Below are 16,777 nucleotides of genomic sequence, written 5' to 3' on the forward strand. Positions count from 1 at the left end.
ACTATGCCCCACCACACCCCCTTGGCCAGCGCCATCGCCCTGGCCATCGGCAGCCTTGCCGTGCCCGCATTCGCCGCCGAACCCGCCACCAACCTCGACACCGTGGTCGTGGTCGGCACCCACCGCAGCGACGTCACCGCCCTGCAAAGCGCTGCGCCCGTCGACGTCCTGAGTGGCGAAAAACTGCAGGAAACCGGCGCCAGCGACCTGTCCGCCGCGCTCACGGCCTTGTCACCGTCGTTCAGCTTCCCGCAATCGCCACAAGGCGCCTTTGCCGGCTCCATCGCCCAGGGCGCCTCGCTGCGCGGCCTGGCTTCCGACCAGGTGCTGGTGCTGGTCAACGGCAAGCGCCGCCACACCAGCGCCAACGTTACCCGCCAAGGCCTGGTCAACGCCCGTGGCGCGGCGGCAGTGGACCTCAGCCTGATCCCACTGTCGGCCATCGAGCGGGTAGAGATCCTGCGCGATGGCGCCGCCGCCCAATACGGTTCGGACGCCATCGCCGGGGTGATCAACATCGTCCTCAAGGAACGCGACGACGGCGGCAACGTCGGCTACCGCTTCGGCGGCTACAAGAAAGGCGATGGCCTGCAACGCAAGCCCAGCGGCTGGAAAGGCTTTGCCCTGCCCAACGACGGCTTCCTTACCCTGGCCTTCGACGCTGGCAGCCAGGACCCGGCCAGCGACACGCGCGACGACAACCGCCTGTTCTACCCCGGCTCGACCAGCATCGACACCCCACGTGAACAGAACAACCGCTACCGCAACTGGCGCTGGGGCTCGGGCAACGTCTCGGACCAGTACAACTTCACCGCCAACGCCGAGATGGGCCTGAGCGAGGGCCTGAGCGCTTATGGCTTCGCCACCTACGCGCACAAGAACACCGACGCCGAGAACTTTTTCGACCCGCCCACCACCCTGCGCAACAACTACGGCAGCGTGGCGCTGGCGCGCTACCCCGACGGCCGCTTGCCAGTCACCCGCTATGGCCTGGAAGACTTCGCCGTCACCAGTGGCCTGCGCCTGGAGAATGAAGCACTGGGCAACTTTGACCTGGCGCTGAACTACGGCAACAACCGCGTCGACTCCACCGACCGCGACGCCATCAACCCCAGCTGGGGCACTGCCAGCCCCTCGACCCTCTACACCGGCCGGCGCGAAGCCGACCAGACCAACCTGACCCTGGACTGGACACGCGACTTCGCCAACGACTGGCTGTTCAAGCCACTGACCGTTTCGGCAGGGCTGGCCTGGCGCCAGGAGAACTTCGACCTGACCGAGGGTGACGCCGCCGGCTGGTCCAACGGGCCGCTGTTCAACACCGCCGACCCGGTTTCTGGCCGGCGTATTCCCGGTTATTACTCGGGCATCACCCAGGTCGATGCGGTGTCGCTCGACCGCCGGGTGATCGGCGCCTACTTGGATGTCGAAGCCCAGCTCACCGAGAAATTCCAGGCCGGCGTGGCGGTGCGTAGCGAGCACTACTCGGACTTTGGCGACACTACCAACGGCAAACTGTCGCTGCGCTATGACTTCACCCCCGAAATCGCCGCCCGGGCCAGCGCCAGCACCGGCTACCGCGCGCCTTCACTGGTGCAGAGCGGGTTGTCCTCGTTCAGCGTGCAGGTGGTGGAGCAACCGCCGGGCAGTGGCAACTGGGTCGAGGTGCAACAGCGCACCCTGCGGGCCGACAGCCCGGAAGCGGCGCTGCTGGGTGGCAAGTCGCTCAAGCCCGAAGAGTCGACCAACTTCTCCGTGGGCCTGGTCTGGCGCCCGCTGCCCAATGCCTCGGTGACGCTGGATGCCTACCGCATCGACATCGACAACCGCATCACCTTGTCCGACCAGTTGCCGTCGTCAGTAGTCACGCCGATTTTCGCCGGCACGCCCTACGCCAATATCCAGAGTGCGGCGTTCTACACCAACATCGCCGACACCCGCACCGATGGCTTCGAGCTGGCCGGCCACTACCAGCTCGAGCTGGGCGGTTGGGGCCGGCTGGACTTCAACGGCGGCTATGCGCGCAACAACACCCGTATCACCGGGCTGGACGACGTGGGCAGCATCCCCGGCAACCAGATCATCGGCCGCAACACCCAAGGCCTGATCGAGGACGGCACGCCCAAGGACAAACTGACCTTGAGCGCCAACTGGTTGTATGACGGCTGGAGCGTCACCGTGGCCCAGCGCCGTTATGGCGAATGGCAGAGCCGCAACGCCGCCAACCCGGCGCTGGACCAGACGTTTGCGGCGCAGTGGGTGACCGACCTGGATGTGTCGTACCGCTTCGACCTGGGCCTGACCTTGTCGGCGGGCGCGATTAACCTGTTCGACAGCCACCCGGACAAGCTCGAAGGCGCGCAGCTGTATGGGGTGCCGAAGTATTCCATCACCAGCCCCGAGGGGGCGCAGGGGGCGTTCTACTACACCAGCGTCAGTTACGATTTCTGATCAGCGACCGCGCTGGCTTCTTCGCGGGCAAGCCCGCTCCCACCCGAACTGTGTAGCCTCCAAAGCTAGCGCCGCACCTGTGGGAGCTGGCTTGCCAGCGATGAGGCCAGAACAAGCACCTCAAGACAGTTGCTCTCACAGGGTCAGCAACTCGCTTGCGATCTTTGTACTCTGCGTACTTGTGGGAGCGGGCTTGCCCGCGAAGAAGCCAGCACACGTAGTGCTGACGACCTGCTGCTGGAGCAGCAGCCGTGTGCTGCTCCAGCACCACCACATTCTCATCCCCCGTATTTCCGGGCCTTCAGCGCCTGGCACAGCTCTTGCGATAGCCCTTTCTATCGTCTGCTCCCCCAAGGCCCGCCATGCGCTTGCTCTCGCTCCTCTCCTGGTTGATCTCACCTGCAGCCCTGCTTGCACTCTGGGCCGTGCTGGCCAACGCTGGGCTGTTCCCTGCCAACCTGCTGGTGCCACCGCTTGAGGTCTGGCACAGCTTCACCGAACTGCTGGCCACCGGCGAGCTGCAGGAACACCTTTCCGGCAGCCTTTCGCGCCTGGCTCTGGGCTTTGTCGGCGGCGCGCTCGGCGGCCTGGCATTCGGCACGGCGCTGGCCTTGTCAAACACCGTGGAGGCCTACTGCGCACCGCTGTTCCACACGCTTCGCCAGGTGCCCAGCATCGCCTTGATCCCGATGTTCGTGCTGCTGTTTGGCGTCGATGAAACCTTCAAGATCGTCATCGTCGCCAAGACCGCGTTCTTCCCCGTGGCCCTGGCCACCTGTGAAGGGGTACGCGCGATCCCGCGCAGTCACTTCGAGGTCGCAGCGGTGTACCGCCTGCGCTGGACTACATTGGTCGGCCGTATTGCCCTGCCCGCTGCCGTGCCCGCGATCGTCACCGGCGTGCGCGTGGCGTTGACCCGCGCCTGGGTGGTGCTGGTGGCCTGCGAGCTGCTGGCCGCCGACAGCGGGCTGGGGCAGATGATCGAAATGGGCCGGCAGATGCTGCGTATCGATGTCGTGATGGTCGGGGTGGTGATCACCGGTGTGATCGGCTTCACCCTGGATTTTGCCCTGCGCCGCGTGGAGCGGCGCTTGTCTGGCTGGCAAAGCCGCTGAGGAGGCAGTAATGAAGCTACACAATACCCGCGGCCTGGTGCTGCCATTGCTGCTGCTCGGCGCCTGGGAATACGCCTCGCGCCAGGACGCCGCCGGCGCCTACGCCTTCGTGCCACTGGCGCAGGTAGGGTCGGCATGGGTCGAACTGCTGGGCAGCGGCGAGCTGCTGATCAACCTGTGGGCAAGCCTGGTGCGCACTTGCACCGGCCTGGCGGTGGGCATTGTCGGTGGCATCGGGCTGGGCGCGCTGATGGCCCTGTCCGCCCCTGCCAACCGCCTGATCGCGCCGCTGTTCCATGCCCTGCGCCAGGTGCCAATGCTGGGCTGGATCCCGTTGATCGCCTTGTGGCTGGGCAACGGCGAAAGCGCCAAGCTGCTGATCGTAAGCCTCGCGGCTTTATACCCCATGGTGCTCAACACCTTCGAAAGCCTGCGCCAGGTCGAGGGCCAGCACCGTGAAGCTGCCCGCGTGCTGATGCTCAGCCGCACCCAACAGTTGCGCTTGATCCTGCTGCCTGCCGCCTTGCCGGGCATCGCCGCTGGCGTGCTGCAGGCACTGGCATTCGCCTGGGTGACCTCGGTCGGCAGCGAGCTGTTCCTGTCTTCCGGTGCCGGCCTCGGCAGCCTGATGATGACCGCCGAAGCCGGCGCGCGCATGGAGATCATCGTGGTCTGCGTGCTGTGCATCGGCCTGTGCGGCTACCTGATGTCCTGGCTCTGCACCCTCCTCTCCCGCCGCCTGCTGCGCTGGCGCCCGACCCGTTGAAAGGCCCGACCATGAACGCCATCGCCCATGCTCTACCCACCACCGCCACCCACGGCGCACTGACCCTTCGTGGCCTGAGCAAGACCTACGCCCTCAAGGGCAAGCCGATGCAAGTGCTCAAGGACATCGAGCTGAACATCCAACCTGGCGAATTCGTCAGCATTGTCGGCGCCAGCGGCTGTGGCAAGTCCACGCTGCTGCGGCTGATCGTCGGCCTAGACCAGGACTATCACGGGCAGATCCTGCTCGACCAGCAACCCGTGCGCGGGCCGGGCCTGGAACGCGGCATCGTGTTCCAGGACCACCGCCTGTTTCCATGGATGACCTTGCAGCAGAACATCGCCCTGGCCCTGAAAAACCACACCATGCCAGCCACGCACAAGGACCGCCTGGTGGCTGAGCACATCGAGCTGGTGGGCCTGAGCGGTTACGAACACGCCTACCCGCACCAGCTCTCCGGCGGCATGGCCCAGCGCGCGGCCATTGCCCGGGCGCTGGTGAACAAACCCAAGGTGCTGCTGCTCGACGAGCCGCTCGGCGCCCTCGATGCCCTGACCCGGGTGAGGCTGCAGCAAGAGCTGCAGCGCATCTGGGTGCAGGAGCGGTGCACCGTGATCATGGTCACCCATGACATCGAGGAGGCGCTGTACCTGGGTGACCGGGTGATCGTGATGGATGCCCACCCTGGCAGAATCCGCGAGGACCTGCACATCGACCTGCCGCACCCGCGTGAGCGCGACAGTGCGGTGCTGCACGCTTACAAACAGCGGTTGCTGGGCGAGCTGGTGGGGCATTGAGCTGCGCCTGTGCTAATGTCGGTCGACTTGCTTGCCCATCAACATGGAGCCCCCTACATGGACGTACGTTGCACATCGATCGAGGACGTTCGCTCGCGCATCGACCACATCGACCAGAACCTGGTCGCGCTGCTCGCCCAACGCGGCCAACTGGTCGCCCAGGCAGCCACTTTCAAGAAGACCACCGACGATGTGCGCGCACCGGCGCGGGTCGAGCAGGTGATTGCCAAGGTGCGTGCAATTGCCAGCGATAGCGGGGCGTCGCCCGACGTGGTGGAACGGGTGTACCGGGCGATGATTGCGGCCTTTATCGATGAAGAGCTGAAACTGCATGCCGCCTTGAGCCGTGAGTGAACCTGGACGGGTTCAACACTGCCCTACGCGAACCCGGTAGGAGCAGCCTTGTGCTGCGAAGAGGCCGGTGACAGCAGCATAAATACGCTGTGCTGTCACCGGCCTCTTCGCAGCACAAGGCTGCTCCTACACGAGAATGCGTCGACTCTGGGACGACGAACGCTCAGCCACTCACCCCGCCAGAATGAAGTCTGCCGCCGTCACCGTCGTGGCGTCGGCCACCCCCACCAGGCGGATCGAGTCGGCAGCGCCGATGCTGACCAGCGTATCAGCGCCGACATCGGCGATGGTGACGCTGGCAGCGAAGGTGGTAGCCGTGATGTTGAGCGCGGTGATGTCCAGCCGGTCCTGGCCGCCCGACGCGATGGCATCGAAGTTGATGATCAGGTCGTTGCCAAAGCCTGCAGCGAACTGGAAGACATCATTGCCGTCAGTGGCAATCATCGTGTCGTTGCCCGCCCCACCTGTGACCGTATCGTTGCCAGCGGCACCGTTGATGAAGTCATTGCCGGCCCCTCCCAGCAAGGTGTCGTTGCCGACGTCACCAAACAGCGTGTCGTTGCCATCGCCACCCTGCAGCAAATCGACGCCGACGCCACCGTCCAGGGTGTCGTTGCCCAGGCCGCCCAGCAGCGTGTCGTTGCCAGCGCCCCCCAGCAGTGAGTCATTGCCATCACCGCCATCGAGGCTGTCATCGCCACCGCCGCCGTTCAAGGTATCGATGCCCAGCCCACCAAACAGCTGGTCGTTGCCGGCATCACCGTTGAGCGTGTCGTTGCCCGCGTTGCCATTGAGGATGTCGTTGCCGCCGTCACCATTGAGCGTGTCATTACCTGCCCCGCCGTTGATGAGGTTGGCCAGCCCATTGCCCGTGGCGGTGAAGTTGCCCACCCCGGTAAAGGTCAGGTTCTCGACGTTGCCGGCCAGGGTGTAGGTACCCAGCGAGGTCTGCACGGTGTCGGTACCGGCACCCGACGCTTCGACCACCACATCGTTGGCATTGTCGACCACGTAGGTGTCATTGCCGACGCCACCCACAAGGCGGTCAGCCCCCGCACCGCCATTGAGCACATCGTTGGCGGCCCCCCCAGTGAGGGTGTTGGCCAAAGCGTTGCCGGTGCCGGTGAAGCTGCTGCTGCCGGTGTAGGTCAGGTTCTCGACATTCGCCGTCAGCGTGTAGCTTGCCAGGCTGGTCTGCACCAGGTCGGTCCCGCCGTTCAGCGCCTCGGTCACCGTGTCACCGGCGTTGTCGACCACGAACGTGTCGTTGCCGGCACCACCGTTCATGGCGTCCGCACCAAGCCCGCCGTTGAGGGTGTCGTTGCCATCGTCGCCGTTGAGGATGTCGGGGTCGTCACCGCCGTTGAGCACGTCGTTACCCAGGCCGCCGAACAGCTGGTCCGCGCCGCCCAATCCGTTGAGGGTATCGTTACCGCCCAGGCCCGAGATCACGTCGTTACCCGCCGAACCGGTCAGGGTGTTGGCCGCGTTGGTACCGACCAGGGTCACACCGGGCGGCACCACCACGGGCGCGGTTGCTGCCGACGTCAGCGTCTCCAGCGTGCCGAAGCCGTCGGTGTAGCGCACGATCACCCGCAGTTGCTGGTTACCCTGGGCAAAGCCCGGGGTGAAGGTGGCCGCCGTTGCGCCGACGATGTTGCTGAAGCTGCTGCCGCTGCCTTGCTGCCACTGGAAGCTGAACGCACCCAGCCCGTCAAGGTCGGCAATGCCAGCGGTAAGCGCGGTCAGCACCTGGCCGCGGTCGGGTGTGGTGTCGCTGATCAGCACCGCGCCTGTCGGTGCATCGTTGACGTTGGCCACCGGGTCGAGGATGTCGGAGGCAACACTTTCGTGCACGCCGAAGTCATCCACGTAGCTGACCACCACCCGCATGTTCTGCCCCACCTGCGCCTGGGTCAGGACGAAGGTGCTGTTGATGGCACCGGCAATGTTGACCCAGCCAACGCCCCGGTTCGACTGCCACTGGAAGGTGAACTGCGGGTTGCTCAGGCCGTCGGCATCGACAATGGTGGCCGGGTTGGCCGTCAGCGTCTGGTTCTGTATCAGCAAGCCGGTCACGGCCGGCCCGGCGCTCGGCGCGCTGTTGGGCGCCGAGTCGACGATTTCCAGGGTGCCCTTGGCATCCTGATACACCGCCCGCACCCGAATGCTCAGCCCCGCCACATCGTCGGTCACCCGGTAGGTGCTGCCGATGGCCCGCGACACTTCGCCGGCCGCGACGAAGGTGATGTCCTCATACACCCCCGAACCCGGCAATTGCTCGACCTGCCAGTAGTAAGCCACTGGGCCGTTGACCGCGCCGGTCGGGTTGCTTGCACTGGCGTTGTCCGCATCATGCACGGCCAGGTCAGTGACCCGCAGCAGCTGGCCAGCCACCGGTGTGTCATCGCGTACGCCGGTGGCATCGTCGAGGATCACCAGGTGGCCCGACGGGCCTGCGTTGGCGGCCGTGCCGACACCGGAGGCGATGGCCCGGTCGGAGAACTGCAGCCGCTCGATGCCGGTCAGCCGATCGACCCCGTCACGCCCCGCTACCAGGTCGGTGACAATCACGGTATTGCCATCGACCACGACGTTGTAGTCCGTCGCCACGCCTGAGAACAGCGCGGTGTCGAAGTTGTCAGTGCCTTTCAGGATCTCCCGCACGATCACCAGTTGCCCGGGGTTGTAGGTGCCGTTGAGCATGAACGGCACCATCGGCTCCATGCTGTCGAACGAGGCGATTTCCGGGCCGGTGCCATCGCTGTTGGCGCGTACGCTGATGCGCACGTTGAGCCACTTGTCACCGTCGAGGATATCGTCACCGCCGCGGCCTTCGATCAGGTCGCTGCCGCTGCCGCCGAGGATGATGTTGCCGCCGTCGTAGAACGTCGCGCCAGCCGCCAGCAGATCGGCCAGGCCGTTGATCAGGTTGATGTTGGTCAGCACGCTGCCATTGGCACCGGCGGTGGGCAGCGAGGCGGCATCTTCGTTGTCGCCGCGCAGGAAGTCACCGTGCGCCGAGCCTGACAGGCCCTCCATGATGTCGAAACGCACCAGCGCCGACGCCCCCGAACCCGGTACCGGCGGCACATCGAAGAAGCGGTCGCTGTAGTCGATGGTCACGCCTTGGGCGAGCCCCTTGAAGGTCGCCCAGTCGTAGCCCGAGCCGCCGATATAGCGGTCACCGAAGCCGAGGCTGCCGACCATGATGTCGTCGCCTCCTTCGCCGTTGAACTTGTCGTTCTCGTTACCACCGACAAACACATCGTTGCCGATGATCGGGTCGTTGCCGAGCGGGTCGAAGTTGTCGCCAGGGGCACCGTCCGAGGTGCCCTTCTCGATCCAGTCGTCCCCTTCGTTACCCATGTCCTGTTCGTTGGCCTTGCTGCCCAGAATGAAGTCATTGCCCTGGCCGCCGATGGCCTCGGAAGCGTCTTCACCGGTGACGATAAAGTCGTTGCCGAAACCGCCAATGATCAGGTTGATGCCATTACCGCCGTGCAGCACGTCGTTGCCGTCGCCGCCCTGGATATTGTCGTCACCGCCCATGTCGCTGATGATGTCGTCGCCGGCACCGCCGCGCAGTTGGTCGTTGCCGTTGCCGCCTTCGATGCGGTCATTGCCGGCATCGCCCCAGACCGTGTCGTCACCTCCACCAGAGACGAGCACATCGGCGCCGTTGGTGCCACCCAGCACTATGTGCTCGTCACCGGCATAGCGGATGTAGTTGCTGTCCGGCCCTGCGGTCAGCGGGCTGTCGCGGAACACCACCTGCTGGCCGTTCTCGCCCAGCGGGTCGGCATTGCCCAGGCCATCGTTGTACTGCTTGCTGCGGTCCACTTCGAGGTAGAACGCAGGGTCCGAGAACACCAGGCCCGGCAAGTGAGTGGCCGAGGTGTTGGCCATGATCAGCTTGGCGAACGAGTTGCTTTCCAGTTCCGCGTTCATCGACAGGCCAGCGGTGCGTTCCAGGTAGTAGAAGCGGTCGCCGTCCTGGAGTTTTTCCAGCTGGTTCTCGAACACGAAGTTGAACGTTGAACCGAGCATGCCACCGAAGGGGGTTTTCGCCTCGGCCAGGCCGCCGATCCACAGGTCGATGGCATCGACACCGGTCACCGTGACGCCCTTCAGGTCATCGGCCGTGCCCAGCACGCCGTCCTTGCCGGGCCGTGTCACGTTGGCCCAGGCCCCGGTGCCGTTGAGGAAGTCGAGCCGATCAAGCGGCGAACCATCGCCGCCGAACACCAGCGCCATCGCCGCCGCACGCTTGTCCACCAGGGTGGTTGCCCCGGTGATGGTGCTGTGCGTGCCATAGGCGGCGATGAAGTTGATCAACGACTCCGGATGCTTGAGGTGTTGCACCAGGTCGACCCAACTGGTGTAAGGCTTGAGTTGGGTATCGCCGGTTTGCCCATAGATGTCGCGGCGTACGGCGTTGAGCGAAGGGATACCGACATCGCGGCCACGGGCGATGTTGATCGCCGGCAGGTCGAGCGGCAGCCCGAGCAGGTTGTTGCGCAGCGCCTCGGTGACGAACTCGTCGATTTCGTTACCGGCCTGGCGGGTAACCCCGCGCACGATGGCACTGGTCGCATCCTCGGGGGTGACGCCACTGGCGGCGTACGCCAGCGGGTTGAGGAACGCGGCGATCAGGCCCAACTGTTGGTCGGGGTCGGCGCTGGAGGGGTCTTTGACCACGTTGAAGTCGATGTCGAAACGGTCGACGGTCTCGGTCAGCATCGAGTGGCCGAAGCGGTACACGGTGTGCGCGAACTCGGCGACGATCGAGGCGTCGAGGTCGACGTCGTACACCTGGGTCGGGGCGAAGAACAGGTCGACACGCGGTTGGATGGTGCGGGCGAACTCCTCGAACACCAAATGCTGGTACTGCATCTCGGTACCGAACTTGGCCGCCTGGAACAACCGCTCGCCATTCCACACCAGTGCATCGATCTCTGCCTGGCTGGCCGGCAGCGCGTTGACCGGGTTGAGCAGCCACTCGTTGAGGAAGGCCACGTCGCCCGAATCAAGCACGGTGTCCTTGGTCTGCGCCACCAGCCGGTTGTGCTCGGCGTGGAAGATTGCGTGCACGGCGGTCAGGCCGATGTTTTCGTTAACCCGGCCGTCGCCCGCGATGTAGTGCGCATCCAGCAACTCGTTGTCGTAGGCCAGGTTGGCGCCGGTCTGCGGATTGACCGGGACGGCGTTGCCGACCTGGGTACCGGCATCGGGTGCCAACACACCGCCGTTGAAGACTGGCACGGCATTGTGGGCGATGTCGGCAAGGAACTCGTGCCCCGTGCGTACGGCGTTGGTCAAGTCGATCGGCGCCAACGGGTTGCCTTCGACCAGCACGTCATCCGCCGTGCCGCCCAGGCCATCGGCGCCCTTCATGACCACCATCGGGTAGCCATTGGGCCCTTTGATGAAGTTGCCATAGGCATCGGTCGCCAGCAGCGGAACGTTGTTGACGTCGGCATCGGTGAGGTGAATGCCGAGCAGGTCATTGGCCTGCGCCTTGACCACTTTCCAGGTCGCCATGCCGCCGATTTCGCTGTCGTCGGCACTGCCGAACTTGCCATCGGCGCCCAGGTCGCGGTTGGTGATCAACCGGCCCGTGGCGACGGGGCCATGGTCCGTCATCTGATAGCCGCGCAGGAACACCTGGTGCGACGGGTGCGAGCTGTAGGTCTGGTTCTGGTCCACGAATGGCGTGGTGGTGTTGCTGTGCTCATGGATATCGTCGGCGTTGCCGAGAATGCCATCCGGCCCTGGCTGGTTGGTGGCTCGGGTCAGCACCATGAAGTTGGTGTTGCCACCCGGCACATACAGCGGGTCATCCGGTTGCAGCGGAATATACACGGTACCCGAACCGCCCTTGGTGACCAGGTCCAGGCCATGGTCGAAGAACTGGCCAAAGAAGGTCATCCAGGCGTTGAACGGCGCAGACAGCCCGGCATCCGCCGTGGTGTTCTCGAACAGATACACGTCGTGGTCGTCATTGGTGCCGAACTGCCCGTCCAGGCCGGGGCTGGCGACGACCCGCACGCCATCCTTGAGCACATCGTCGTTACCCGGCGTGCCGAAGTTGAGCACGCCGTCGGCGCCAGGGTCATAGGCCGTGGCATAGGCGGCCGGGTTGTTCGAGGTCTGGTCGACGATCAGGTTGCTGATGGTGCGCGGCTGCGAGTCGAACACTGCGCCGCTGGTTTGCTGGTAGGACGACCCTGGAATGGCCGGCGAGCCTGGGCCGAAGAAGCCGGCAGGCGCGCCTTCAGCGGGGTTGAACACCGGGTCGGTGAGGCGTGGGAAGACATTATCGGCCGCCCCGAACTGGGTGTTGTTGATGCCGTTGAGGTTCATCAGGTTGTTGTTCGAACCGTCGACTGCTCGCAGCCCCAGGGGTGCACGAATGTTGGGTATCAGCGAGAGGATGTCCTGCCCGGCGGCATCAGCCTCGGCGATCTTGATTTGCGCGAGGATGAAGTTGAGGTCGGAACGGACCATGTGCAGGCCTGCGCCACCTTCGCTGGCATCAACCACCGGCGTCGGCGCGGTCGGCACCACGGGGGCGCCCGCCTCGACCACGGCCGTGGGTTGCGAGAACAGCACTTCAGTGGTGCCGTGCGCATCCTGGTAAATCGCCTTCACCCGCAGTGACAGCCCGGCAAGGTCTGGCGAGACCTTGAACGCCGTGCCATCGGCGCTCTGGAACGCCAGGTCGCCGGCCGGCAGCAGGATGATGTCCTCAAACACACCGCTGCCCGGGTCCGCTTCGAACTGCCAGTAGTAGGACACCGAGGTGTTGTTGAGCACGCCTTGCGGATTGGTCAGCGACACATTGTCGCCATCGCGCACCCCGGCCATGCTCACGGTCAGCATGTCGCCCACGGTGATCGCGCCAGCGTTGTTGTCGGTGACAGTCGGGCTGCCGGTTGGTTGCGCATTCACCCCGGTCACCAGCACGCGCTGGCCATCGGCAAATTGCAGGCGCTCGATATGCAGCAGGGTGTCGACGCCGTCACGCCCGGCAACGGTGTCGGTCACCGTCCACACATCGTCCGACACATCGGCTGTGCCACGGTTGTTCTGGGTAACCACATAGTCGGCCTGAACACCGGAGAACACAGCGGTATCGAACGCTGCGCCACCCGTCGAAGTGCCCGGCAGGATTTCCCGCACGGCCTTGAGCTGGCCTGGGTTATAGGTGCGGTCGAGCATGAACGGGATCATGTCGACCATGCTGTCGAAGCTGGCGATTTCCGGCCCGGTATGGTTGACGTCGCCGGCGGCATACACCGCGATGCGCACGTTGATCCACTTGTCGCCGTCGATCAGGTCATCGCCGCCGCGGCCCTCGATCAGGTCGCTGCCATTGCCACCGAGGATGATGTTGCCGGTGGCAAAGCCGGTGGTGGGCAAACCAGCGTCAGCCAGGAACTGCTGCAGCCCGTGGATCAGCGCCACATTGGTCAGCGCACTGCCAGTGGCACCGCCGTGGTTGAGGATGGTGACTGCATCGACGTCGTCACCCTTGAGCACATCGCCAAACTTGGAACCGGACAACCCTTCGACTTCGGCAAAGCGGTCGAGGATCGAGGCCGGCGAGGCGCCGACCGGGTTGAACACGCCGGCGTTCTGGTTAGGCGCGTTGCCATGGGGCTGCGCCAGCGCGGCCAGGCTCAGGTCGACAGTGACGCCGACCTGGTCATTCTTGTAGGTGACCCAATCGAAACCGGACATGCCGTCCATCTTGTCCTGGGCATCGCTGCCGACAAAGATGTCATCGCCACCTTCGCCGATCATCTCGTCGAAGCCACCACCGCCGACGAAGATGTCGTTGCCGATCACTTCGTCACCCAGCAGCGGCGCGAAGTTGTCGCCGGGCGCACCGTCCTGGGTACCCTTCTCGATCCAGTCATCGCCTTCGTTGCCGGTGGGCGGCAGGTTGGTCTTGGCGCCGAGGATGAAGTCGTCGCCCTGGCCGCCGAACGTGGTGCTGATGTCTTCGGTGGTGATGATGAAGTCTTGGCCATCACCGCCCAGGATCAGGTTGCCGGCAACGCCCATGCTGCCGGCGACGATTACATCGTTGCCGGCGTTGCCTTCCAGGCGGTTGTCGCCGAACGAATCGGTGATGATGTCATCGCCCGCGCCACCCAGCACCGCATCATTGCCGGCGCCCCCTTCGAGGCGGTCATCGCCGCCGTCGCCGTAGAGCGTGTCGTCACCCTCGCTGGAGATGATAATGTCATTGCCCGCAGTGCCTCCCAGAACCACATGGTCCAGGCCGGTGTAATGCAGGTAGTTGCTGTCGGGGCCCACGGTATCCGGGTTGTCACGGATCACCAGCGGGACGATTTCCTGGCCGTAGATCATGATGCCGCCGGTAGGGTCGGCCTTGCCGTCGGCACCCAGCCCGGTGAACTGGTTGGCCTGGTTCACTTCGAGGGTGAACGTCGGCGTCAGGAACACCGTGTTGGACAGGTGGGTGACGTCGGAGTTGAGCATGATCAGCTTGGCGAAGGAGTTGTTTTCAAGCTCCGTGCCGAAGTTCAGGCCCGCTGTACGCGACAAGTAGTAGAAGCGGTCGCCGTTCTGCAGCGCCTCCAGCTGGGTTTCGAAGACGAAGTTGAAGCTCGAACCCAGCATGCCGCCGAACGGCATCTTCTGCTCGGCCAGGCCACCGACCCAGAAGTCGATGGTGTCGACGCCGGTGATGGTCACCCCGCTCACGTCGTCCGCAGTGCCCAGCACGCCGTCTTTGCCGGCCCGGGTCACGTTGGCCCAGGCGCCGGTGCCGTTGAGGAAGTCCAGGCGGTCGAGCGGCGAGCCATCGCCCCCGAACACCAAGGCCATGGCGGCGGCACGTTTGTCGGCCAGCGTGGTCGCCCCGGTGATCGTCGCATGGGTGCCGTAGGCGGCGATGAAGTTGACCAGCGATGCCGGGTGCTTGAGGTGGTCGGCAAAGTCGACCCAACTGATGTAGGCCTTGAGCTGGCTGTCGCCGGTCGCGGCATAGAACTCACGGCGCGCCTCATTCAGCGAGGGGATGCCGGTGTCGCGCCCACGGGCAAGGTTCAGCGCCGGCAGGTCGAGCGGCAGGCCCAGCAGGTTGTTGCGCAGGGCTTCGGTAACGAACTCATCGATCTCGTTGCCGACCTGGCGCGTCACGCCGCGAATGATTGCCCCTGCCGCTTCATCGGCCGTCGCCCCGCTGCCCGCGAATGCCAGCGGGTTGAGGAAGGCAGCGATCAGGCCAAGCTGCTGGTCGGGGTTGTTGGGGTCGGTAAGAACGGGGTTGAACTCGGGGTCGAAGCGGTCGACGGTCTCGGTCAGCATCGAGTGGCCGAAGCGGTACACCACGTGGGCGAACTCGGCGAGGATGGCCGGGTTGATCGAGGTGTCATAACCGTTGGGCGCCAGAAACTCGTCGATCTGCGGCTGGATGGTGCGGGCGAACTCCTCGAACACCAGGTGCTGGTACTGCATCTCGGTGCCGAACTTGGCGGCCTGGAACAGGCGTTCGCCATCCCACACCAGCGCGGCGATCGCGGCAGGTGTGGTCGGCAGCGCGGCAACGTCATCCACCAGCCATTCGTTGAGGAAGGCCAGGTCGCCTGCGGCGAGGATGGTGTCCTTGGATTGCTGGACCAAGCGGTTGTGCTCGGAGTGGAACACGTGGTGCACGGCGGTCAGGCCGATGTTCTCGTTCACCCGGCCGTCGCCGGCGATGTAGTGGGCGTCGAGCAGTTCATTGTCGTAGGTCAGGTTGTTGCCACCTGGGCCCACCAGCTGCGCATTGCCCACCGCGGTGTCGCCGTCGGCCTGCAGCACGCCGCCGACCACCACGGGCGCGGCGTTGTGGGCGATATCGTCGAGGAAGCCGTGCCCGGTGCTGACAGCATTGGCCAGGCTGATCGGCGCGGCGCGATTGCCCTCGACCAGTTGGGTCACGTCATCGGCCGTGCCGGCAACCCCATCGGCGCCATTGCTGACGCGCATTACCACCTGCGGCATGCCATTGGGCCCGCGCAGGAAGTTGCCATAGGCATCGGTCGCCAGCAGCGGCACGCTGTGCACGTCGGCATCGGTCAGGTTGATACCGAGCAGGTCGCGGGCCTGGGCCTTGACCACGGCCCAGGTGGCCATGCCGCCATTTTCGCCATTGCCATCGTCGGCCGTGCCGAACTTGCCGTCGGCGCCGAGATCGCGGTTGGTGATCAGCCGCCCGGTAGCGATCGGGTCGCCCGCGGCGTTGAGCATGTACTCGCGCAGGAACACCTGGTGCGAGGGGTGCGAGCTGTAGGTCTGGCTCTGGTCCACGAACGGCGAGGTGGTGTTGGGCTGGCCATCGTCGGCCGTGCCCAGCACACCGTCCGCGCCGGCCGTGCGCACGGCACGTGGCAGCACCATGAAGTTGGTCGGGCTGTTGGGCACGTACAACGGGTCGTCCGGCTGTAACGGGATGAACACGATGTCGGTGGTGCTCTTGGTCACCAGGTCCAAGCCGTGATCGAAGAACTGGCCAAAGAAGGTCATCCAGGCGTTGAAACCGGCCGTCAGGCCCGCGTCTGCAGACTGGTTGGGGATGAAGAACACGGGCTTGTCGTCAGCAGTGCCGAACACCCCATCGAGGCCAGGGCTCATCACCGGCGCCGCGCCGCCATTGGCTTCGACGGCGGCGGGGTTGTTCGGCGTCTGGTCGACGATCAGGTTGCTGATGGTACGCGGCTGCCCGTCGACCACCATGCCGGTGCCGGCATAGGCCGCGCGGTACGACGCATCAAGCAAACGCAGGAAGGAATTGTCGGCGGCACCGAACTCACTTTGCCCGGCCACCAGGTTGTTGTAGCTGCCGTCCACGGTGCGCAAGCCAAACGGCACCTGGCTGTTGGGCAGCAGATCGATGAGATTGGCGCCCTTGGCGTGGGCTTCGGCGATGAAGATCTGCTTGAGGATGAACTCCAGGTCCGACTTGCTGAAATTGGCCATTTAGATTGCCCTCGATCTATCGGGAGAAAGACACAGGGCAACAGGGTCCATCCCGCGCCCAGTCAGTACTGACGTGCGCAGTTCGTGGTTCGGTTTTCCGGGATCGGTGGTGCGATGACATCTGGTCAAGCGCGGCCCGTTGGAGCGGCCCGAATAATCAAGACTAAAGTCGTAGGTTCAAACCTTGTCAATAAGCCGTCGAAAAAATGACTCTCGATGATAATGCGTTGCAACTCGCTGTTTTTACGTGACTTATAAAAAGTTCAAAGAATTTATAGAGCGAAATGATATTACAA

The 16,777-nt window shown here is 64.6% G+C and carries 6 protein-coding genes; 5 read left to right on the forward strand and 1 reads right to left on the reverse strand.

What is annotated here, in order from left to right:
• The first annotated feature begins 3 nt into the window (after positions 1-3).
• From AC5PZ0_RS08050 to AC5PZ0_RS08070, 5 genes are all read left to right on the forward strand, one after another.
• Positions 4-2,451, forward strand: coding sequence for a TonB-dependent receptor plug domain-containing protein (locus AC5PZ0_RS08050; RefSeq protein WP_493854641.1), 2,448 nt, complete (start codon positions 4-6; stop codon positions 2,449-2,451).
• Between the two features lie 362 nt (positions 2,452-2,813).
• The gene (locus tag AC5PZ0_RS08055; protein WP_493854642.1) at positions 2,814-3,566 is read left to right on the forward strand and encodes an ABC transporter permease; all 753 of its coding nucleotides are present in this window, start codon (positions 2,814-2,816) and stop codon (positions 3,564-3,566) included.
• 10 nt (positions 3,567-3,576) lie between these two features.
• The gene (locus AC5PZ0_RS08060) at positions 3,577-4,332 is read left to right on the forward strand and encodes an ABC transporter permease (RefSeq protein WP_493854643.1); all 756 of its coding nucleotides are present in this window, start codon (positions 3,577-3,579) and stop codon (positions 4,330-4,332) included.
• An 11-nt stretch (positions 4,333-4,343) separates the two neighbouring features.
• The gene (locus AC5PZ0_RS08065) at positions 4,344-5,129 is read left to right on the forward strand and encodes an ABC transporter ATP-binding protein (RefSeq protein ID WP_099429819.1); all 786 of its coding nucleotides are present in this window, start codon (positions 4,344-4,346) and stop codon (positions 5,127-5,129) included.
• Between the two features lie 57 nt (positions 5,130-5,186).
• Positions 5,187-5,483, forward strand: coding sequence for a chorismate mutase (locus tag AC5PZ0_RS08070; protein ID WP_493854644.1), 297 nt, complete (start codon positions 5,187-5,189; stop codon positions 5,481-5,483).
• A gap of 171 nt (positions 5,484-5,654) precedes the next feature.
• On the opposite strand, the gene AC5PZ0_RS08075 is transcribed toward AC5PZ0_RS08070, so the two are convergent.
• Entirely contained in the window at positions 5,655-16,481 is a 10,827-nt protein-coding gene (locus AC5PZ0_RS08075) for a peroxidase family protein (protein ID WP_493854645.1), read from the reverse strand.
• Positions 16,482-16,777: the final 296 nt, after the last annotated feature.

The organism is Pseudomonas sp. 5.2, assembly GCF_059025405.1.